The sequence below is a fragment of the Aeromicrobium sp. JP4 genome (assembly GCF_054957925.1).
In genome coordinates this window covers 630,335-649,252 of record NZ_CM143290.1, presented here as the reverse complement: position 1 = coordinate 649,252, position 18,918 = coordinate 630,335, and the positions used below count along the sequence as shown (strand labels likewise).

The 18,918-nt window shown below is 70.7% G+C and carries 20 protein-coding genes; 9 read left to right on the top strand and 11 right to left on the bottom strand.

Annotated features, from left to right (window positions below; genetic code table 11):
- The first annotated feature begins 53 nt into the window (after nucleotides 1-53).
- Genes gap through ACY1JX_RS03280 form a run of 5 tightly spaced genes read left to right on the top strand, consistent with a single transcriptional unit; the run spans nucleotide 54 to nucleotide 3,655 of the window.
- Nucleotides 54-1,052 carry a type I glyceraldehyde-3-phosphate dehydrogenase gene (gene gap, locus ACY1JX_RS03300; RefSeq protein ID WP_078698294.1) on the top strand — a complete coding sequence of 333 codons (999 nt, stop codon included), beginning with the start codon at nucleotides 54-56 and terminating at the stop codon, nucleotides 1,050-1,052.
- Nucleotides 1,053-1,060: 8 nt separating this feature from the next.
- The gene (locus ACY1JX_RS03295) at nucleotides 1,061-2,257 is read left to right on the top strand and encodes a phosphoglycerate kinase (RefSeq protein WP_462565203.1); all 1,197 of its coding nucleotides are present in this window, start codon (nucleotides 1,061-1,063) and stop codon (nucleotides 2,255-2,257) included.
- On the top strand, nucleotides 2,254-3,051 hold the full coding sequence (gene tpiA, locus ACY1JX_RS03290; protein WP_181755600.1) for a triose-phosphate isomerase: 798 nt from the start codon (nucleotides 2,254-2,256) through the stop codon (nucleotides 3,049-3,051). The genes ACY1JX_RS03295 and tpiA overlap by 4 nt, the downstream gene beginning before the upstream one ends.
- 14 nt (nucleotides 3,052-3,065) lie before the next feature.
- Entirely contained in the window at nucleotides 3,066-3,302 is a 237-nt protein-coding gene (gene secG / locus ACY1JX_RS03285) for a preprotein translocase subunit SecG (RefSeq protein ID WP_078698291.1), read from the top strand.
- Nucleotides 3,299-3,655, top strand: a complete 357-nt coding sequence (locus ACY1JX_RS03280) for an RNA polymerase-binding protein RbpA (RefSeq protein ID WP_462565866.1) — start codon at nucleotides 3,299-3,301, stop codon at nucleotides 3,653-3,655. The genes secG and ACY1JX_RS03280 overlap by 4 nt, the downstream gene beginning before the upstream one ends.
- A gap of 181 nt (nucleotides 3,656-3,836) precedes the next feature.
- Here the strand turns inward: ACY1JX_RS03280 and pgl are convergent, their stop codons facing one another.
- The 6 genes from pgl to tkt are packed head-to-tail and all read right to left on the bottom strand — an operon-like array spanning nucleotide 3,837 to nucleotide 11,817.
- Nucleotides 3,837-4,535 (bottom strand): 6-phosphogluconolactonase, encoded by a 699-nt coding sequence (pgl, locus tag ACY1JX_RS03275; protein WP_462565202.1) that lies wholly within the window; start codon nucleotides 4,533-4,535, stop codon nucleotides 3,837-3,839.
- 2 nt (nucleotides 4,536-4,537) lie between these two features.
- Complete coding sequence (locus ACY1JX_RS03270; protein ID WP_181755603.1) at nucleotides 4,538-5,446, bottom strand: glucose-6-phosphate dehydrogenase assembly protein OpcA; 909 nt, start codon at nucleotides 5,444-5,446, stop codon at nucleotides 4,538-4,540.
- Nucleotides 5,446-6,963 carry a glucose-6-phosphate dehydrogenase gene (zwf, locus tag ACY1JX_RS03265; protein ID WP_181755604.1) on the bottom strand — a complete coding sequence of 506 codons (1,518 nt, stop codon included), beginning with the start codon at nucleotides 6,961-6,963 and terminating at the stop codon, nucleotides 5,446-5,448. The genes ACY1JX_RS03270 and zwf overlap by 1 nt, the downstream gene beginning before the upstream one ends.
- Nucleotides 6,960-8,519, bottom strand: a complete 1,560-nt coding sequence (locus ACY1JX_RS03260; protein ID WP_462565201.1) for a glucose-6-phosphate isomerase — start codon at nucleotides 8,517-8,519, stop codon at nucleotides 6,960-6,962. Before ACY1JX_RS03260 ends, zwf begins: the two co-directional genes overlap by 4 nt.
- Before the next feature lie 2 nt (nucleotides 8,520-8,521).
- A complete protein-coding gene (tal, locus tag ACY1JX_RS03255) occupies nucleotides 8,522-9,610 on the bottom strand; it encodes a transaldolase (RefSeq protein WP_462565200.1) in 1,089 nt (362 codons plus the stop codon).
- Between the two features lie 23 nt (nucleotides 9,611-9,633).
- A complete protein-coding gene (gene tkt, locus ACY1JX_RS03250; protein ID WP_462565199.1) occupies nucleotides 9,634-11,817 on the bottom strand; it encodes a transketolase in 2,184 nt (727 codons plus the stop codon).
- Between the two features lie 82 nt (nucleotides 11,818-11,899).
- Between tkt and ACY1JX_RS03245 the strand changes: the two genes are divergently transcribed.
- Genes ACY1JX_RS03245 through ACY1JX_RS03235 form a run of 3 tightly spaced genes read left to right on the top strand, consistent with a single transcriptional unit; the run spans nucleotide 11,900 to nucleotide 13,764 of the window.
- Nucleotides 11,900-12,835, top strand: coding sequence for a heme o synthase (locus tag ACY1JX_RS03245; protein ID WP_462565198.1), 936 nt, complete (start codon nucleotides 11,900-11,902; stop codon nucleotides 12,833-12,835).
- Between the two features lie 27 nt (nucleotides 12,836-12,862).
- Nucleotides 12,863-13,228 carry a hypothetical protein gene (locus ACY1JX_RS03240; protein WP_462565197.1) on the top strand — a complete coding sequence of 122 codons (366 nt, stop codon included), beginning with the start codon at nucleotides 12,863-12,865 and terminating at the stop codon, nucleotides 13,226-13,228.
- Nucleotides 13,225-13,764: an N-acetyltransferase family protein gene (locus ACY1JX_RS03235; protein WP_462565196.1), complete on the top strand. Its 540-nt coding sequence runs from the start codon at nucleotides 13,225-13,227 to the stop codon at nucleotides 13,762-13,764. The genes ACY1JX_RS03240 and ACY1JX_RS03235 overlap by 4 nt, the downstream gene beginning before the upstream one ends.
- On the opposite strand, the gene ACY1JX_RS03230 is transcribed toward ACY1JX_RS03235, so the two are convergent.
- From ACY1JX_RS03230 to ACY1JX_RS03220, 3 genes are read right to left on the bottom strand one after another with little or no spacing between them, the layout of a single operon-like run.
- Nucleotides 13,658-14,530, bottom strand: a complete 873-nt coding sequence (locus ACY1JX_RS03230; RefSeq protein ID WP_462565194.1) for a COX15/CtaA family protein — start codon at nucleotides 14,528-14,530, stop codon at nucleotides 13,658-13,660. The two genes, ACY1JX_RS03235 and ACY1JX_RS03230, sit on opposite strands and share 107 nt — an antisense overlap.
- Nucleotides 14,521-15,291: an ABC transporter permease gene (locus tag ACY1JX_RS03225; protein ID WP_462565193.1), complete on the bottom strand. Its 771-nt coding sequence runs from the start codon at nucleotides 15,289-15,291 to the stop codon at nucleotides 14,521-14,523. Before ACY1JX_RS03225 ends, ACY1JX_RS03230 begins: the two co-directional genes overlap by 10 nt.
- Nucleotides 15,288-16,232, bottom strand: coding sequence for an ABC transporter ATP-binding protein (locus ACY1JX_RS03220; RefSeq protein ID WP_462565192.1), 945 nt, complete (start codon nucleotides 16,230-16,232; stop codon nucleotides 15,288-15,290). The genes ACY1JX_RS03225 and ACY1JX_RS03220 overlap by 4 nt, the downstream gene beginning before the upstream one ends.
- A gap of 31 nt (nucleotides 16,233-16,263) precedes the next feature.
- Between ACY1JX_RS03220 and ACY1JX_RS03215 the strand changes: the two genes are divergently transcribed.
- Nucleotides 16,264-17,352, top strand: a complete 1,089-nt coding sequence (locus ACY1JX_RS03215; protein ID WP_462565191.1) for an ATP-dependent DNA ligase — start codon at nucleotides 16,264-16,266, stop codon at nucleotides 17,350-17,352.
- A gap of 1 nt (nucleotide 17,353) precedes the next feature.
- On the opposite strand, the gene ACY1JX_RS03210 is transcribed toward ACY1JX_RS03215, so the two are convergent.
- Together ACY1JX_RS03210 and ACY1JX_RS03205 are read right to left on the bottom strand one after the other, a co-directional pair.
- Entirely contained in the window at nucleotides 17,354-17,737 is a 384-nt protein-coding gene (locus ACY1JX_RS03210; protein ID WP_462565190.1) for a DUF2510 domain-containing protein, read from the bottom strand.
- Between the two features lie 105 nt (nucleotides 17,738-17,842).
- Entirely contained in the window at nucleotides 17,843-18,907 is a 1,065-nt protein-coding gene (locus ACY1JX_RS03205; protein ID WP_462565189.1) for a DNA polymerase domain-containing protein, read from the bottom strand.
- Between the last annotated feature and the right edge of the window lie 11 nt (nucleotides 18,908-18,918).

Sequence of the window (18,918 nt, the reverse complement as noted above, 5' to 3'; positions counted from 1 at the left end):
GTCGGTAGGGTGAGGACGTAATCGAGTCTTCACCCGGCAACTCAGGAGCAACCGTGACTGTTCGCGTAGGTATCAACGGATTCGGCCGCATCGGCCGTAACTTCTTCCGCGCGGTGCGTGCCGCCGGCGTCGACGTCGAGATCGTGGCCGTCAACGACCTGACCGACAACAAGACGCTCGCCACCCTGCTCAAGTACGACTCGATCCTGGGTCGCCTCGACGCTGACGTGAACTTCGACGACACCGCGATCTACGTGGGCGACCAGAAGATCGTCGCCTTCGAGGACCGCGACCCGGCCAACCTCGACTGGGCCTCGGTGGGCGCCGACATCGTCGTGGAGTCCACCGGCTTCTTCACCGACGCCACCGCGGCCAAGGCCCACATCGACGGCGGCGCCAAGAAGGTCATCATCTCGGCCCCGGCCAAGAACGAGGACATCACGATCGTCATGGGCGTCAACGACGACCTGTACGACCCTGCCTCGCACACGATCATCTCGAACGCCTCGTGCACCACGAACTGCCTCGCGCCCATGGCCAAGGCCCTCAACGACGGCATCGGCATCGAGCGTGGCCTGATGACCACGATCCACGCCTACACGCAGGACCAGAACCTCCAGGACGCGCCGCACAAGGACCTGCGCCGTGCCCGCGCCGCCGCGCTGAACATCGTCCCCACGTCCACCGGTGCCGCCAAGGCCGTCAGCCTCGTGCTGCCCGAGCTGAAGGGCAAGCTCGACGGCTACGCGCTGCGCGTGCCCACGCCCACCGGCTCGGCCACCGACCTGACCTTCACGGCCAGCCGTGAGACCTCGGTCGAGGAGATCAACGAGATCGTCCGCAAGGCCGCCGAGGGCTCGACGTACCTCAAGTACAACGAGGACCCGATCGTCTCCACCGACATCGTCACCGACCCGCACTCGTGCATCTTCGACGCGCCGCTGACCAAGGTCACGGGCGACCTCGTGAAGGTCGTCGGCTGGTACGACAACGAGTGGGGCTACTCCAACCGCCTCGTCGACCTGGCATCCCTCGTCGGCAAGTCGCTCTGAGCTCCCTCGTGAAGACGATCGACGACCTGGGCGACCTGAAGGGCAAGCGCGTCCTGGTCCGCAGCGACCTCAACGTGCCCCTCGACGGTGCCACCATCACCGACGACGGCCGCGTGCGGGCCAGCGTCCCGACGATCCAGAAGCTGGTGAAGAAGGGCGCCCGCGTCCTCGTCGCCGCGCACCTGGGTCGGCCCAAGGGCGCGCCCGACCCGCAGTACTCGCTGTCGCCCGTCGCGATCCGGCTGAGCGAGCTGCTGGGCGAGAGCGTGCGCTTCGCGTCCGACACCGTCGGCGTGGACGCCCAGCGGACCGTGCAGGAGCTCAAGGACGGCGAGGTCGCCCTGCTGGAGAACGTCCGGTTCAACGCCGGCGAGACCAGCAAGGACGACGCCGAGCGCGGCGCCTTCGCCGACGAGCTGGCGGCCCTGGCCGACGTCTTCGTCTCCGACGGCTTCGGCGTGGTGCATCGCAAGCAGGCCAGTGTCTACGACGTGGCCCAGCGCCTGCCCGCCGCGGTGGGCGGCCTCGTGCAGGCCGAGGTCGAGGTCCTGCAGCGGCTCACGGCGTCTCCCGAGCGGCCCTACGCGGTCGTCCTGGGCGGCTCCAAGGTGTCCGACAAGCTCGGCGTCATCGACCACCTCCTCACGAAGGCCGACACGCTCGTGATCGGCGGCGGCATGGTGTTCACGTTCCTCGCGGCCCAGGGCCACGGGGTCGGGAAGTCGCTGCTGGAGCAGGACCAGATCGACGTCGCCAAGGGCTACCTCGATCGGGCCGAGCAGCTCGGCGTGTCCATCGTGCTGCCCACCGACGTCGTCGTGGCGCCGGAGTTCGCGGCCGACGCCCCGGCCACCACGGTCACGATCGACGCGATCCCGGACGACCAGATGGGTCTGGACATCGGGCCCGAGTCGGCGAACGCGTTTGCCGAGGTCATCCGCGGCGCGAAGACGGTGTTCTGGAACGGCCCGATGGGCGTGTTCGAGATGGCGGCCTTCGCGGCCGGCACCCGCACCGTGGCGCAGGCCCTCACCGAGGTCGACGGCCTGTCGGTCGTCGGTGGTGGCGACTCCGCCGCCGCCGTGCGCCAGCTCGGCTTCGAGGACTCCCAGTTCGGCCACATCTCGACCGGTGGCGGGGCGAGCCTGGAGTACCTCGAGGGCAAGACCCTGCCCGGACTGGCCGTACTGGAGGAGTCAGCATGACGCGTACGCCGCTGATGGCGGGCAACTGGAAGTCCAACCTGAACCACCAGGAGGCGGTGGTCCTCGTCCAGAAGCTGGCGTGGACCCTGTCGGACAAGAAGCACGACCACGCCAGGAGCGAGGTCGTGGTGATCCCGCCCTTCACCGACCTGCGCAGCGTCCAGACGCTCATCGACGGCGACAAGCTGCCGATCGGCTACGGCGCGCAGGACGTCTCCGCGCACGACGGTGGCGCGTACACCGGCGAGATCTCCGCGGCGATGCTGGCGAAGCTCGGCTGCTCGTACGTCGTCGTCGGCCACTCCGAGCGCCGTGAGTACCACGCCGAGTCCGACCAGCTCGTGAACGAGAAGGCCGCCAAGACGCTCGCCGCGGGCATGACGCCGATCGTGTGCGTCGGCGAGGGCCTCGAGGTCCGCCAGGCCGGTGAGCACGTCGCGTACACGCTCGCCCAGGTCGACGGCTCGCTGGCCGGCTTCACGGCCGAGCAGGTCGCCGGACTCGTCATCGCGTACGAGCCCGTGTGGGCCATCGGCACCGGCGAGGTCGCCACCCCCGAGGACGCCCAGGAGGTCTGCGCGGCCATCCGTGGACGCCTGGGGGAGACCTGGGGTACCGAAGCGGCCGACCAGACCCGTATCCTTTACGGCGGATCGGTCAAGGCGGCGAACGTGGCCGCGATCATGGCGAAACCCGATGTCGACGGAGCGTTGGTCGGCGGGGCCAGCCTGGTCGCGGAGGAGTTCGCCGGGATCGCCCGGTTCTACGACATGCCAGACCTCCAGGGGTCCTGACCGAAGGGAGAGACGTGGTCATCGCGTTCTCCGTGCTGCTCGCCCTGAGCAGCGTGCTCATGATCGTCCTCGTGCTGATGCACAAGGGCCGAGGCGGCGGTCTGTCCGACATGTTCGGCGGTGGTGTCTCCAGCTCGCTGAGCGGCTCGTCCGTCGCCGAGCGCAACCTCGATCGCATCACCGTCGGCACCGCCGTGGTGTGGGTCGTGTGCGTCTTCGCCCTCGGCCTGCTGCTGAAGGTGAGCAACTGATGGCCGCCGGAGCGATTCGCGGCAGCCGCATCGGCGCCGGCCCCATGGGCGAGGCCGAGCGTGGCGAGGCCGCACCGCGCCAGGCGATCTCGTACTTCTGCGTGAACGACCACTCGGTCACGCTGAACTTCGCGATCGAGGCCGAGGTGCCCGTCGAGTGGGACTGCCCGAAGTGCGGCATGCCCGCCAGCATGGACTCGGACAACCGGCCCGACGCGCCCAAGACCGAGCCGTACAAGACCCACCTGGCCTACGTGAAGGAGCGCCGCTCCGAGACCGAGGCCGCCGACATCCTCAAGGAAGCCCTCGACACCCTGCGCAGCAAGCGCAAGACCGGCGAGATCATCTTCTGAGGGCCGAGGCCGCTCTGCGGCCGACTCGCCCGAAGAGGTTGAGGTGCGAGGGCGCTCAGCGCCCGAAGCCTCGAAACCCGGACGACGAAGGGACCACGGAACCACCCGTGGTCCCTTCGTCATTCGGCGTGATCTCGATACACCGTCTCGCTGCGCTCGCCGGCACTCGATCACCGGTTGCTCAGCGAGGCAGGCGGGAGGCGGCGGCGGTGTCGAGGAACCAGACGGTCTCCTCGAGCCCGCGCGCGCCGGCGGCGGGCGCCTCGTCGATCGGCGTGCCGATCATGGCCTTCGCGACCGCCTCGGCCTTGTCGGCGCCCGAGACCACGAACCAGGTGGCGCGCGTGTGGTTCAGCGCCCGGTAGGTCAGCGAGATGCGCTCCGGCGGCGGCTTGGGCGAGTCGAAGACCTCGACGGCGAGGCGCTCGGTCTCGTGCACCTGCGGGTGGCCGGGGAACAGCGACGCGATGTGCGCATCGGGCCCGACGCCGAGCAGCACCACGTCGAACGGGTCCTCCGGCAGCGTCTTCGCGTAGGCGTCGGCCGCCTCGACCATCGAGAGCTCGCAGCCGTGCGCCGGCATGGCGTGGACGTGCTCGTCGGGGATGCCCAGGCGGTCGAGGAAGCCCTCGCGAGCCTGACGGTCGTTGCGGTCCTCGTGACCCTCGGGCACGAAGCGCTCGTCGCCCCACCAGTACTCGGCCACGCGCCAGTCGGCGTTCTCGCTCGACACGCGACCGTAGATCTTCGTCGCGATGGACCCACCGGTGAGCACGATCCGCGGGGTGCGTCCCGCGGTGGCGACGGCGTGCACGCGAGCCGCGAGCTGGCGCGACACCGCCAGCGCCAGGTCGTCGGCGCTGTCGAAGATCTCGATCATCCTCAGTCCTTTCCGGTGTGCAGGTGCTGCAGGGTCTCGCCGTAGATCTCGTCCGCGTCGAGGCGGCGCAGGTCCTCGGCCAGCAGCTCGGGGATCGTGCGGCGGCGGATCGGCACCACGCGTGGCGATGACCCGGGCACGCTGAACTCGCAGCTCATCTCGCTCGTGCGCTTGATGTCGATGTCGCCCACGTCGGTGAACAGGGTGACGCGCTGGATCTGCGAGCCGGAGTCGTCGTCGACGAACTCGATCGGCACGCCGAGGCGGCACTCGAGCCACGCCTGGAGCAGGACGGCGACCGGGTTGATGTCGTCGGCCAGGATGCGACCGCCGGTCGCCGAGCCCGAGGTCTGGTCGAGCGCCGCGGCGAGCAGGGCGCGCCACAGCGTGAGCCGGGTCCAGGCGAGGTCGGTGTCGCCCGGGTCGTAGCCGGGCGCGAGCTTGTGCAGCCACTGCACCGGCGCCGGCGTGCGCTCGGAGTCGGTCAGTCGACGGCGAGCGAGGCGACCGATGGGATCGAGGGAGGGCTCCAGCGGGCCCACCCCGGGCCACCAGACCACGACGGGGGAGTCGGGCAGCAGCAGGGGCAGCACGGCCGACTCGGCGTGCTTCACGAGCGGGCCGGACATGCGCAGCAGCACGGATTCGCCCGGAGAGCCCGCGCCGACCCGCACGCGGGCGTTGAGGCGCGGCTTGCCCCGTCCGTCGCCTAGAATCACGCCCAGGACGCGGGAGGGGTGCTCGTGCTGCAGGACGTTGGCCGACTTCATCGCCTCGGCCACGTTCTCGTCGTCGGTGACGATGAGGAAGGTCAGCACCATGTCCATCGCAGGACTGCCCGCGAGCGAGCGGCCCCGGGTCAGCGCCTTGGCCACCGCCGCGGCGTTCGTGTCCTCGAGTAGCAGGTCCATCAGGGTCGCCTCCAGACGCGGCCGTCGCGCGCCAGCATGTCGACCGCGGACTGCGGGCCCCACGTGCCGGCCTGGTACGTGTCGATCGAGCGCTTGCGGGACCAGTGATCCATCACCGGGTCGAGGATCTGCCAGGACAGCTCGACCTCCTGGTGCTGCGGGAACAGCGGCGGGTCGCCCAGCAGAACGTCGAGGATGAGTCGTTCGTACGCCTCGGGGCTGCTCTCGACGAACGAGCCGCCGTAGACGAAGTCCATGTTGACGTCGCGGATCTCCATCGTGGTGCCGGGCACCTTCGCGCCGAACCGCATCGTGACGCCCTCGTCGGGCTGGATCCGCATCACGAGGGCGTTGTGCCCCAGCTCGGTGACGTCGTTGCTCTCGAACGGCAGGTGCGGCGCCTTCTTGAACACGACCGCGACCTCGGTGACGCGCCGGCCGAGTCGCTTGCCGGTGCGCAGGTAGAACGGGACCCCGGCCCAGCGACGCGTCTCGATGTCGAGGCGCAGCGCCGCGAAGGTCTCGGTGAGGGACTTGGAGTCGATGCCCTCCTCCTCGAGATACCCGACGACGGGCTGGCCACCCGCCCAGCCCTCGACGTACTGGGCGTGGGCGGTGTGCTTGTCGAGGTCGTCCGGGAGCCGCACGCTGCGCAGGACCTTCTGCTTCTCGACGCGCAGGCTCGCGGCGTCGAAGGCGACGGGCTCCTCCATCGCCACGAGGGCCAGCAGCTGGAGCAGGTGGTTCTGGATCACGTCGCGGGCGGCGCCGATGCCGTCGTAGTAGCCCGCGCGCGAGCCGATGCCGATGTCCTCGGCCATCGTGATCTGCACGTGGTCCACGTACTGCGCGTTCCACACGGGCTCGAACATCTGGTTCGCGAAGCGCAGGGCCAGGATGTTCTGGACCGTCTCCTTGCCCAGGTAGTGGTCGATGCGGAACACGGACTCGGCCTCGAAGACGTTGCCGATCAGCTGGTTGAGCTCCTTGGCCGACTCGAGGTCGTGGCCGAAGGGCTTCTCGATGACCACGCGGCGCCAGCCCGTGCCGGGCTTGGCCAGGCCGTGCTCGTCGATCTTGGACACGACCGTGGGGAACAGGCCCGGCGGGATCGACAGGTAGAAGGCGTGGTTGCCGCCGGTGCCCTGCCGCTCGTCGAGCTTCGTGAGGGTCTTGGCGAGCTCCTCCCACGCGTCGTCGTCGTCGAACTGGCCCGGCACGAACTTGATGCCGGCGGCCAGCTGCTTCCAGACCGTCTCGCTCCACTCGGTGCGGGCGCCGGCCTTCGCGGCCTTCTTGAGCAGGGCGGCGAACGTGCCGTCGCCCCAGTCGCGCCGGGCGAAGCCGACGAGGCCGAAGCCCGGGGGCAGCAGGCCGCGGTTGGCCAGGTCGTAGATCGCGGGGATGAGCTTCTTGCGCGCGAGGTCGCCGGTGACGCCGAACATCACGACGGTGCAGGGTCCCGCGATGCGCGGCAGACGGCGGTCGCGCGGATCGCGCAGGGGATTGGGGCTCATGCCAGGGCGTCCTTGATCGCTCGCAGTCCGGCGTCGACGTCGTGCAGGTGCAGCCTCAGGACCGGGCGTCCCTTGTCGCGCAGGACCTGGGCGTCACCGGCGGCCTGCGACACGATGAACTGGCCGAGGGTGAAGTCCCGCCCGGGCACGGCGAGGTCCTCCGCCGGGTCGCACGTGACCTGCAGGAAGACTCCGACCGGGGTCCCACCCTTGTGGTACTGGCCGGTGGAGTGCAGGAAGCGTGGCCCCCAGCCGAACGTCACCGGCCGTCCGAGCCGTCCCGCGAGCTGCGGCGCCAGCGACTCCAGCCCCGTCAGCGACCAGCGGTCGAGGTAGAACTGCAGCGCGAGGTACTCCCGCTCGCCGACCCGGCCGAGCAGCTCGCTGATGGCGTCCTCGATGCTCTTCGCCGAGGACCCGTAGATGTCGGCGACCTCGCCGGCATGGTCGGGCTCGGGGAGCGAGGCGTCGCCGCCCAGCAGCTCGCGGGCCGCCGCCTTGGCGCTCTCGACGTCGGGCTGGTCGAACGGGTCGATCGACAGCAGGCGTCCGGCGACGGCCGTGGCGACCTCCCAGATCAGGAACTGTCCACCGAGCGAGCCGTGGACCGCTGCGGCCCAGGGAGCGTCGGGAACGTCCTCTGTCCCGAGGTGGACGACGAACTCGTCGGCCGTGGTGGGGTCGGTCGCCGACTGGGCGACGACCGGGAGGATGCCGGTGGCGTCCTTGCCCGTCGACTCCGCCACGAGCTGCTCGATCCAGTCGCCGAGGCCGTGACCGTCGTGGTCGAACAGGACGACCTTGTCGACTCCCTCGCGGGCGGCGACGCCGAGTGCGGCGCCGAGCTCGAGGCCGTCGTTCTCGGGGCTGTCGTCACTCAGCGAGGGCACGACCTCACCGGCCTGGTCGAGCAGCGCCCCGATGTCGGCGCCGGCCAGACCGCTGGGGACCAGCCCGAACGCCGTCAGCGCCGAGTAGCGGCCACCGACGTGGGGATCGGCTCGGAAGACGCGGTAGCCCGCGGCGGTGGCCTCCTCGTCGAGGGGCGAGCCCGGGTCGGTCACGATCACGAGGTGGCCGGCCGGATCGAGGCCGGCGTCGCGGAACGCCTGCTCGAAGATCCGGCGCTGGCTGTCGGTCTCGACGGTGCCGCCGGACTTGCTCGACACCACCACGACGGTGCTCTCGAGGTCGTGGACCGCCGACCTGACCATGTCGGGCTGCGAGGAGTCCAGCACGTCGAGCGACACGCCGGCGGCGGCGCAGATGACCTCGGGCGCGAGGGACGAGCCGCCCATCCCGCACAGCACCACACGCGTGATGCCGCGGGAGGCGAGCTCGTCGCGCAGGGCCTCGATGTCGGGGACGAGCGCGCGCGAGGACTCGTGCAGGGTCACCCAGGAGAGCCGGATGGACGCCTCGGACTCCGCCTCGGGACCCCAGAGGGTGCCGTCCTCGGCGAACAGCCGAGAGGCGAACCGTTCCGCGACGAGCGCCTGGACGGCACCGTCGACCGACTCGTGCTGGGGCGGGTGGACGCGGAGCCGGTTCGTCATGCTCAGGCCTTGTCGAGCTCGGCCCGGACGGTCTCGAGGAGCTCGGCCCACGAGTCGTCGAACTTCTGGAGCCCCTCGTCCTCGAGCTTCTCGACGACCTCGTCGTAGGAGATGCCCTGAGCCTCGAGGTCGTCGATCACCTGCTGGGCCTCGGCGGCGCGGCCGGTGACCGTGTCGCCGGTGACCTCGCCGTGGTCGGCGAAGGCCTCGAGCGTCTTCTCGGGCATCGTGTTGACCGTGCCCGGCACGACCAGCTCGGTCACGTAGAGGGTGTCGGAGTAGGCCGGGTCCTTGACGCCCGTGGAGGCCCACAGGGGCCGCTGCGGGTGCGCGCCCTTGGCGAGCAGCTCCTTGGCCCGGTCGGACCCGAAGACCTCCTCGTAGGCCGCGTAGGCCAGCCAGGCGTTCGCCAGCGCCGCCTTGCCGCGCAAGGGGCTGTCCTCGGGAAGCCGGCCGTCGACCTCGGCGTCGACGCGGCTGACGAAGAACGACGCGACCGAGTGGATCTTCGACAGGTCGCGACCTTCGGCCGCCGCCTGCTCGAGGCCGTAGAGGTACGCGTCCATCACGCCGCGGTAGCGCTCGAGGGAGAAGATCAGCGTGACGTTGACGCTGATGCCCTTCGCGATCGACGCGGCGATCGCCGGCAGGCCCTCACGGGTGGCCGGGATCTTGATCAGCAGGTTCGGGCGGTCGATCTCGTTCCACAGCCGCTCGGCCATCTCGACCGTGCCGTCGGTGTCGCGGGCGAGGCCCGGCTCGACCTCGATCGACACGCGGCCGTCGAAGCCGTCGGTGGCGTCGTAGACCGGACGCAGGATGTCGCACGCGTCGCGCACGTCCTTGGTCGTGATCGCGAAGACCGTGGCGTCGACGTCGGCGCCCGAGGCCTTGAGCTCCGCGACCTGCTTCTCGTACTTCTCACCCTTGGCGAGAGCGGACGCGAAGATCGTCGGGTTGGTGGTGACGCCCACGACGTGACGCTCGGTCACCAGCTGGGCGAGGTTGCCGGTCTCGATGCGCTCGCGGGAGAGGTCGTCGAGCCAGATCGACACCCCCGCGTCGCTGAGAGCCTTCAGTCGTTCGGTCATGTCGATCACTCCTGAGATGGTGGTCAGTGGGTGGTGTCGGGGAGCACCGGGCCGGTCGGTCGGGCGAAGACCGGCACGCCCCCCTCGTGCTGGGCGGCCTGGATGGACTCCATCGCCGCATCGGCCGTGGAGGCGGCCGTGATGCCGAAGCGCTCGTACAGCTCGCTGTAGTTGGCCGAGGCGCCGAAGTGCTCGAGGGAGACGATCCGTCCGGCGTCGCCGACGATGTCACGCCAGCCGAACGCGACACCGGCCTCCACGACCACCCGCGCCCGCACGTGGGGCGGGATGACGCTGTCGCGGTAGGCCTGGTCCTGCTCCTCGAACCACTCGCGGCACGGCATCGAGACGACGCGCGCGCCGATGCCCTGCTCGGCCAGCGTGCTGCGCGCCTGGACCGCGAGCTGCACCTCCGAGCCGGTGGCCACGATGACCACGTCGGGCGTGGCGTGGTGCAGCTCGGCGGGGGAGTCCAGCAGCACGTAGGCGCCCTTGGCGGCCTCCGACGCGGCGGCGTACTCGCCGTCGCGGGGGAACACCGGCAGGTTCTGGCGGCTGAGCGCCAGCGCCGCGGGGCGGTGGTGACGCTGCAGGATCGTGGACCAGACGGCCACGGTTTCGTTCGCGTCGGCCGGGCGGACGACGTCGAGGCCGGGGATCGTCCGCAGCGCGGCGAGGTGCTCGACCGGCTGGTGCGTCGGCCCGTCCTCGCCGAGGCCGATGGAGTCGTGCGTCCACACGTAGGTGACGGGCAGCTCCTGCAGCGCGGCGAGGCGCACCGCGGGGCGCATGTAGTCGCTGAAGACCAGGAACGTGCCGCCGTACGGCCGGGTGGGGCCGTGCAGCGCGATGCCGTTCATGATCGAGCCCATCGCGTGCTCGCGGATGCCGAAGTGCAGCACGCGTCCGTACCAGTCGCCGGAGAACTTCTTGGTGGAGTTCTGCGGCGGCAGGAAGGACGGCTGGTCCTTGGGGGTCGTGTTGTTCGAGCCGGCGAGGTCGGCCGAGCCGCCCCACAGCTCGGGCAGGTGCGGCGCTGCGGCCGACAGGAAGTCGCCCGACGCCACGCGGGTGGCGACGCCCTTCTCGTTCGGCTCGTAGACCGGGAGGTCGGCGTCCCAGCCGTCGGGCAGCTCGCGCGACGTCAGGCGGTCGAGCAGCGTCTTGCGCTCGCCGTTGGCCGTGACCCAGAGGTCGAAGCGGGTCTGCCACTCCTCGCGGGCGTCGGCGCCGCGCTGGATCGCGCCCCGCGTGTGCTCGAGCACGTCGTCGTCGACGGCGAAGTCGACCTCGGGATCGAAGCCGAGCAGCTCCTTGGTGGCCTTGATCTCGTCGGCCCCGAGCGCCGAGCCGTGCGCCGCGCCGGTGTTCTGCGCGTTCGGCGCGGGCCAGGCGATGATCGTGCGCAGCACGATGAGGCTGGGGCGGTCGGTGACGAGCTTCGCCGAGGCGAACGCGTCGGCGAGGGCGTGCACGTCCTCGCGGTACTCGCCGCCGCCGTGGGTCCAGTCGACGGTCTGCACGTGCCAGCCGTAGGCCTCGTAGCGCAGCGCGACGTCCTCGGTGAACGCCACGTCGGTGTCGTCCTCGATGGAGATCTTGTTGTCGTCGTACAGCAGCGTCAGGTTGCCCAGCTCCTGCAGGCCGGCCAGGGAGGAGGCCTCGCCCGAGACGCCCTCCTGCAGGTCGCCGTCGGAGCAGATCGCGTAGATGTCGTGGTCGAACGGGCTCTCACCCGGACCGGCGAAGGGATCGAAGAGGCCGCGCTCGCGGCGGGCGGCCATCGCCATGCCCACCGCGTTGGCGACGCCCTGGCCCAGCGGGCCGGTGGTCACCTCCACGCCGGGGGTGTGGCCGTACTCGGGGTGACCCGGCGTCTGGCTGCCCCACGTGCGCAGGCTCTTGAGGTCGTCGAGCGACATCGGGTAGCCCGACAGGAAGAGCTGGATGTACTGGGTCAGGCTCGAGTGGCCGCACGACAGCACGAACCGGTCGCGGCCGATCCACGACGGATCGGCGGGATCGTGCCGCATCAGCTTCTGGTAGATCAGGTACGCGGCGGGCGCCAGGCTCATCGCGGTTCCGGGGTGGCCGTGGCCGGCCTTCTGGACGGCGTCGGCCGCCAGCAGTCGCGCCGTGTTGACGGCGCGGTCGTCCACGTCCGACCAGTCGATCGTCGGTTCAGTGGCATGAGGGGCGTTGGTCACCGCGGCACTCCTGGGTCGTCACGTGGTTGGTCGAACGAGGTCTGCGTCTTGAGCCTATCCGTCGGGCATTAGACTCTGCCATGTGACCGTCACTCCGCATGCCTCCGACGAGCACACCCGAATCGATCGGCCCAGTCGCCGCGATGTGGTGCTCGCCTACGTGGCCCTGACCAAGCCCCGCATCATCGAGCTGCTGCTGCTCACCACCGTGCCGGTGATGTTCCTGGCGCAGCAGGGCGTTCCCGACCTGTGGCTCGTGGTGGCGACCCTGGTCGGCGGCACGCTCTCGGCCGGGTCGGCCAACGCGCTGAACTGCGTCGTCGACGCCGACATCGACCAGAAGATGCGTCGCACGGCGCGCCGTCCGCTGCCCCGTCACCAGGTGGGCACGCAGGCCGCGCTGAAGTTCGGCCTCATCCTGGGCGTGCTCTCGACCGCCTGGCTCGGCCTGACGGTCAACTGGCTCTCGTCGGCGCTCTCGCTCGCCGCCAACGTCTTCTACGTCGTGGGCTACACGATGATCCTCAAGCGGCGCACCACGCAGAACATCGTGTGGGGCGGCGCCGCGGGCTGCTTCCCGCCGCTGATCGGCTGGACCGCCGTCACGAACGAGCTGGCGTGGACCCCGATCCTGCTGTTCCTGGTCGTCTTCTTCTGGACGCCGCCGCACTTCTGGGCGCTGGCGATGCGCTACCGCGAGGACTACGCCGCCGCCGACGTGCCGATGCTGCCGTCGGTCGCCCCGTCGGCCGAGGTCGGTCGCCAGATCGTCCGCTACACGTGGGCCACGGTCCTGACCTCGGTGCTGGTGTGGCCGGTCGCCGACACGGGCTGGTTCTTCCCGTCGATGGCGATCCTGCTCGGCATCGTCTTCCTGCTGGAGGCCTACGACCTGCGGGCCCGCGCCCGCGAGACCGAGGAGCTGTCGATCATCAAGCCGATGCGGCTGTTCCACTTCTCGAACGCGTACCTGGCGCTGCTGTTCGTGGCCGCCGCGATCGATCCCTTCATCGGCTGAGCGCCTGACGCGCCGTAGGCTCGAGCCATGCGCGCCTTCCTCTCCTGGATCCTCCCGGCCGTCGCCACGTTCGCCGCGTGGTGGCTCTTCCTCGGGATGGACAAGAACGACACCTACTCCGTGCTGCAGGTGGTCGGCCTCGTCGTCGTCCTGATCGTGATCGGCATCGCCGCCGGTTGGCTCGCACGCAGCAGTGAGCTGCTCGGCGTCATCGTCTCCGCCGTGGTCGGCGTGGCCGCCGCCTGCTGGACGAGCTGGTCCGACGACGAATCGGGTCTGTTCGTCGTGGGCTGGGGGATGGTCGTGTTCGGCATGGTCGTCAGCACCGTCCTGGTCGTCATGATCACCTCCGCGTACCGCCAGTCCCGGCAGCGCCGCGACGCCCGGCCGTGACGACCCCGATCCGGCCCGTCGAGCCCGATGACTGGGCCCGCTGGCGTGCGATCCGGTTGCGCGCCCTCGAGGAGGACGCCCCCGCCTTCGCGTGCAGCGCGCACCGCTGGATCGAGGGGGGCGACACCGAGGAGCGCTGGCGCGAGAGGATCGCCGCGCCGGGCCGTCTCTTCCTGGCGACGCAGGACGGCCGGGACGTCGCGATGATCGGGCTGGCACCCGGTGACGAGCCCGAGCTGATCTCGATGTGGGTCGCGCCGGAGGCCCGGCGCAGCGGCATTGGCGTGGCGCTCGTCGAGACGGTCGTGCGCGAGACGGGGACGCGGCCGCTCCGGCTGCGTGTCATGGCGCAGAACGCCGGCGCGATCGCCTTCTACGAGAGGTGCGGGTTCGTGCCGACCGGCGATCCGGTCGACGAGGAGGGCACGCTCACGATGCGGCGGGCCGGGCCGCCAGCCACCACCACGTGGTCACCGCCAGCAGAACGGCCGCGCCGACCAGGTGTGTCGCCACCAGCACGATCGGCAGATCAGTGAAGTACTGCACGTAGCCGACCAGTCCTTGGGCCAGCCCGGCTACCAGCACGAGCAGGCCGATGCGGCGCGCGCGGTCGCGCAGCAGCACGATGGCGACGACGGTCAGGATGAGGAACAGCCACACCGAGATCGCGTGGGTCCGACTCCACCAGGCCGGGTCGAGGTCGTTGCGGGGTGCGTCGGCATCGCCCGCGTGGGGGCCGCTGCCCGTCACGATCGTGCCGAGGTAGATCGCCGCCAGCAGCACGACGTACGCCGCCCGCACCACCCAGGCCGCCCGGGGTTCCACCGTGCCCTCCGTCTCGCGCAGCGAGACCAGGAAAACGGTGGACGCGACGACCAGCGCCATGGACAGGATCAGGTGCAGCGAGACGATCCACGGGTTGAGGTCGGTCAGCACGGTGATGCCGCCGATGACGCCCTGGAACGGGATGCCGATCGCGATGCCCAGCACGAGGCGCAGCTGCGTGCGCGTGGCGCCGGTCCAGCGCCACGTGGCGACGACGGCGCCGATGGCGACGACGACCAGGACGTACGTCAGCATGCGGTTGCCGAACTCGATCGCGCCGTGCCAGCCGAGGGCGCCGTGGGGGACGAACGACTCGTCGGTGCACCGGGGCCACGTGGGGCATCCCAGGCCTGAGGCCGTCAGCCGCACCAGCCCACCCGTCAGGATGATCAGGGTGTTGGCGACGAGGTTGGCCCACGCCCACTTCTCGACCGTCGACCTCGACACGGTGCGTCGAGAGACCGCACTCACTCCCATCGGAACCACCTTCCGGCGGCTGCCGCGGCACCCACGGCCCACGCGGCGATCACCGCCACGGAGAACGTACCGGGCGAGCCGGTCATGAACGCGTCGCGCAGCCCCTCGCCGAGAGCACCCGAGGGCAGCAGCGCCAGCAGGCCGCGGACGGCCTCGGGGTACTGGTCGAGCGGGAGCAGCAGGCCTCCGCCGACCAGGAGCAGCACGTAGACGAGGTTGGCGAGGGCCAGCGTCGCCTCGGCGCGCAGGGTGCCGGCCAGGAGCAGGCCGAGCCCGCCGAACGCCACGGTGCCGAGCAGGCCCAGCACGAGGAGCCAGCAGGTGCCGGCCACGGGTGCCTCGGGCCGCCAGCCGAGCGCGACGGCCAGCCCGCCGAGGACCGCGAACTGCGCGAGCTGCAGGATCGCGACGGCGCCGACCTTGCCGGCCAGCAGTCCGCCGCGGGACAGGGGAGTGGCGCCGAGGCGCTTGAGCACGCCGTAGCGGCGCTCGAACGCCGTCGCGATCGCGAGCGACGTGAACGACGTCGAGACGATGGCGAGCGCGAGCACACCGGGCGCCAGCACGTCGAGCGGCTGCTCGCTGTCGATGAACCGGTCGGATCGCGAGCCCACGACGAGCAGCAGGATCGGGATCACGAAGGTGACCACCATCTGCTCGCCGTTGCGGACCGTGAGCTTCAGCTCCATCGCGGTCTGGGCCCAGGTGCGGCGCAGGCGCGAGGCCGCGCCCGGCGCGGGGGAGAGGTCGAGGGACGTCATCGCAGCTCCCGCCCGGTGAGCTCGAGGAACCGGTCCTCGAGGGTCTGGTGCTCGACCAGGACGGACTCGATCAGGACGTCGTGCGCGGCGCACCAGCCGGTGATGCGGTGCAGGACGGCCGGGTCGACCTCCGTGGTGAGCACGTACTGGCCGGGCTCGGGCTCGGCCACGGCGGCGCCCTCGGGCAGCTCCTTGACCAGGGAGTCGCGGTCGAGGCCCGCGCGCGTACGCAGGCGGATCGTGTTCTGGGCACCGGCGGCCACGAGCTCGGAGGGCGTTCCCGAGGCGATGACGCGGCCGGCGTCGACGATGTGGACGTGGTCGGAGAGCTCCTGGGCCTCGTCCATGTAGTGCGTCGTCAGGACGGTCGTCACGCCGTGGTGGCGCAGCTCGTCGACGAGGTCCCACGTGGCGCGGCGCGACTGCGGGTCGAGCCCGGCCGTGGGCTCGTCGAGGAACACCAGCTCCGGGCGGCCGACGATCGCCATGGCGAGGGACAGGCGCTGCTTCTGACCGCCGGAGAGGCGGCGGTACGAGGTGCGGCCGAACGACGCCATCCCGAGCCGCTCGACGAGGGGCTCGACGGGCAGCGGGTCGGCGTAGAGCGAGGCCATGTGGCGCAGCATCTCGCCGGCGCGGACACCCAGCCAGGCGCCGCCGGACTGCAGCATCACGCCGACACGGGGCCGCAGCTCGGTGGCGTCGGCCACCGGGTCGAGGCCCAGGACGCGCACCCGGCCCGACTGTGGGCGGCGGAACCCCTCACAGGTCTCGATCGTGGTGGTCTTGCCCGCGCCGTTGGGCCCGAGGATCGACGTGACGGTGCCCGGCTCGACCGTCAGGGTGAGTCCGTCGACCGCGCGGACCTCCGCGCCGCCGCGGCCGTACCGCATGACGAGGTCGCGAACCTCCACGGCGGGAGTCGTCGTCGTCGAGGGCACCAGAACATTCTAGGTGTGGCAGGTTGAAGCCATGGACCTGCCCGTGATGCCACCGCTGGCACCGATGCTCGCCAAGTCCGCGAAGCAGGTGCCGCACGCCGACGGCCACCTGTACGAGCCGAAGTGGGACGGCTTCCGCGCCATCGTCTTCCGCGACGGCGACGAGATCGAGATCGCCAGCCGTTCGACCAAGTCGCTCACCCGCTACTTCCCCGATGTCGTGGAGTCGATCCGGCAGAACGTGCCCGAGCGCTGCGTCCTCGACGGCGAGATCGTGATCGCCAGCGACGGCCGGCTGAGCTTCGACCTGCTGTCCAACCGGATCCACCCGGCCGAGTCGCGCGTCACCATGCTCGCCCGCGAGACGCCCGCCTCGTTCGTGGCCTTCGATCTCCTCGCTCTGGACGACCGCTCGTTCCTCGACGAGCCGCTGTCGGTCCGGCGCGAGGCGCTCGTCGAGGCCCTGTCGGCTGCACGGCCGCCGGTGCACGTCACCCGGGTGACCGCCGACCCCGAGGAGGCCGAGCGCTGGTTCACGACGTTCGAGGGCGCGGGGCTCGACGGCGTGATCGCGAAGCAGCTCGACGGGGCCTACGTCCCGAACGGCCGGGCGATGCTCAAGGTGAAGCACGCGCGCACGGCCGACGTCGTGCTCGCCGGCTACCGGCTCCACAAGAACTCGACCACCGAGCGGCCGCTGCTGGGCTCGATGCTCCTCGGCATCTACGCGGACGACGGGCGGCTCCAGCACGTGGGCGTCGCGGCCTCGTTCACCGAGGCGCGTCGCGCGGAGCTCATCGACGAGCTCGCGCCGCTGGAGCCGGCCGAGGGGGAGTCCCACCCGTGGGACCTCTGGCGCGACGAGCAGGCCCAGGCGTCAGGTCGCCTGCCCGGCGGGCAGAGCCGGTGGACGGGCACGAAGGACCTGTCGTTCGTGCCGCTGCGCCCCGAGCGGGTGCTGGAGGTCGCCTATGAGCACATGGAGGGGGAGGGGGACCAGGCCCGCTTCCGCCACATGGGCCGGTTCCAGCGCTGGCGCCCCGACCGTGAGCCGGAGTCCTGCACCTACGACCAGCTCGAGGAGGTCGCGCGCTACGACCTCGGCGACGTGCTGATCTGACTCACCAGGGCTCGAACTCCTCGAAGTCCTCCACCTGGAACGTCTCCACCTCGGTGGGAACCTGCTCGGACGAGGAGTCGCGGGCGACGGTGCTCATGAGGAACAGCAGGGCGACGGCCACGGCGGCGATCAGTCCCGCGATGACGAATCCGCTGATCCCGGCCCGTGCCTGGTGCGGCAGCGAGCCACGGATCGGCACCTCCTGGCCGTTGAGCAGCATGTACCCGTCGCGAATGCGTTGCCGCGAGCCCGTGGCGCGAGGTTCCGTCGCGGCGGAGCGACCTACTTCGACACGTTCGGTCCACGCGGATCCGTTCCAGTAGCGGCGTCCGCCGCCGCCGGCCGGATCGTCGTACCAGCCCGCGGGCGCCTGCTTCTGGGTCACCTGCTGACAGTAGCGAACCGCCCCGCCGGAGGGAGCCCGACGGGACGGCCCGTGCCAGTGGAACGGACGTCGGGGTTGAACATGACGTAACCCTCAGTTGCGTTGTCAGTCCGTCTGGTCGGCCTTCTTGCGCGACGGCTGCACGCGGCGCGGCTCGCCCGGCATCTTGGGGTAGTCCGGCGGGTACGGCATCTCGCCGAGTCCGTTCTCCTCGTCCCGGTCGTACCAGTCGAGGAGGGTCTGCAGCGAGTGGTGGACGTCGTCGATCTCCGACCACGGGTCGGGTCGTCGCTCCAGCAGCGCGGGAACGGTCGTGAGGTTCAGGTCGCGCGGGTCCTCGACGTCGAACAGCTCGTCCCACGTGAGGGGTGTGGAGACCGGCGCACCCGGCTTCGGGCGCAGGCTGTAGGCGCTGGCGATGGTGCGGTCGCGGGCGTTCTGGTTGAAGTCGACGAAGATCGCCTCACCCCGCTCCTCCTTCCACCAGGCGGTGGTGACGGCGTCGTCGCGGCGCTCCAGCTCGCGGCCGAACGCCAGCGCTGCGTGCCGGACGTCGGTGAACGTCCACTTCGGCTCGATCCTCGCGAAGATGTGCACGCCGCGGTTGCCGCTGGTCTTGGCGAAGCCGCGGATCCCGATCTCCTCGAGCAGCTCCTTGGCCACCTTCGCGACCCGTTGCGCGTCGTGGAAGTCGGTGCCCGGCTGGGGGTCGAGATCGATGCGGATCTCGTCGGGGTGGTCGACGTCGGCGCGGCGCACGGGCCACGGGTGGAACGTGATGGTCCCCATGTGGGCGGCCCAGGCGGCGACGGCGATCTCGGTGGGGCAGATCTCGTCGGCACGACGGCCCGAGGGGAAGTGGATGCGCACCGTCTCGAGGTACGGGGGAGCGCCCTTGGGGACGCGCTTCTGGTAAAACGCGTCGCCGTGGCCGTCGGCGCGGGTGGCCATCACCATGTCCTCGCGGACGCCCTTGGGCCAGCGCTCCAGCGTGGTGGGGCGCTCGCGCAGCGCGCGCATCAACCCGTCCTCGACGGCCACGTAGTACTGGACCACCTCGAGCTTGGTGATGTCCGGCGTGCGGTCGGTCTTCTCGTAGATCACGCGGTCGGGGCTGGAGACGCGCACGGCGCGCCCCCCGGCCTCGACCTCGGCTGCGGCTGCCCCCATGGGGCGACCCT

What these genes read in the sequence shown, in the direction of transcription:
- tpiA (WP_181755600.1), top strand. Translation starts at nt 2,254, where the DNA reads ATGACGCGTACGCCGCTGATGGCGGGCAACTGGAAGTCCAACCTGAAC.
- pgl (WP_462565202.1), bottom strand. Translation starts at nt 4,535, where the DNA reads ATGATCGAGATCTTCGACAGCGCCGACGACCTGGCGCTGGCGGTGTCG.
- ACY1JX_RS03270 (WP_181755603.1), bottom strand. Translation starts at nt 5,446, where the DNA reads ATGGACCTGCTACTCGAGGACACGAACGCCGCGGCGGTGGCCAAGGCG.
- zwf (WP_181755604.1), bottom strand. Translation starts at nt 6,963, where the DNA reads ATGAGCCCCAATCCCCTGCGCGATCCGCGCGACCGCCGTCTGCCGCGC.
- ACY1JX_RS03260 (WP_462565201.1), bottom strand. Translation starts at nt 8,519, where the DNA reads ATGACGAACCGGCTCCGCGTCCACCCGCCCCAGCACGAGTCGGTCGAC.
- tal (WP_462565200.1), bottom strand. Translation starts at nt 9,610, where the DNA reads ATGACCGAACGACTGAAGGCTCTCAGCGACGCGGGGGTGTCGATCTGG.
- ACY1JX_RS03240 (WP_462565197.1), top strand. Translation starts at nt 12,863, where the DNA reads ATGCGCGCCTTCCTCTCCTGGATCCTCCCGGCCGTCGCCACGTTCGCC.
- ACY1JX_RS03230 (WP_462565194.1), bottom strand. Translation starts at nt 14,530, where the DNA reads ATGGGAGTGAGTGCGGTCTCTCGACGCACCGTGTCGAGGTCGACGGTC.
- ACY1JX_RS03225 (WP_462565193.1), bottom strand. Translation starts at nt 15,291, where the DNA reads ATGACGTCCCTCGACCTCTCCCCCGCGCCGGGCGCGGCCTCGCGCCTG.
- ACY1JX_RS03215 (WP_462565191.1), top strand. Translation starts at nt 16,264, where the DNA reads ATGGACCTGCCCGTGATGCCACCGCTGGCACCGATGCTCGCCAAGTCC.
- ACY1JX_RS03205 (WP_462565189.1), bottom strand. Translation starts at nt 18,907, where the DNA reads ATGGGGGCAGCCGCAGCCGAGGTCGAGGCCGGGGGGCGCGCCGTGCGC.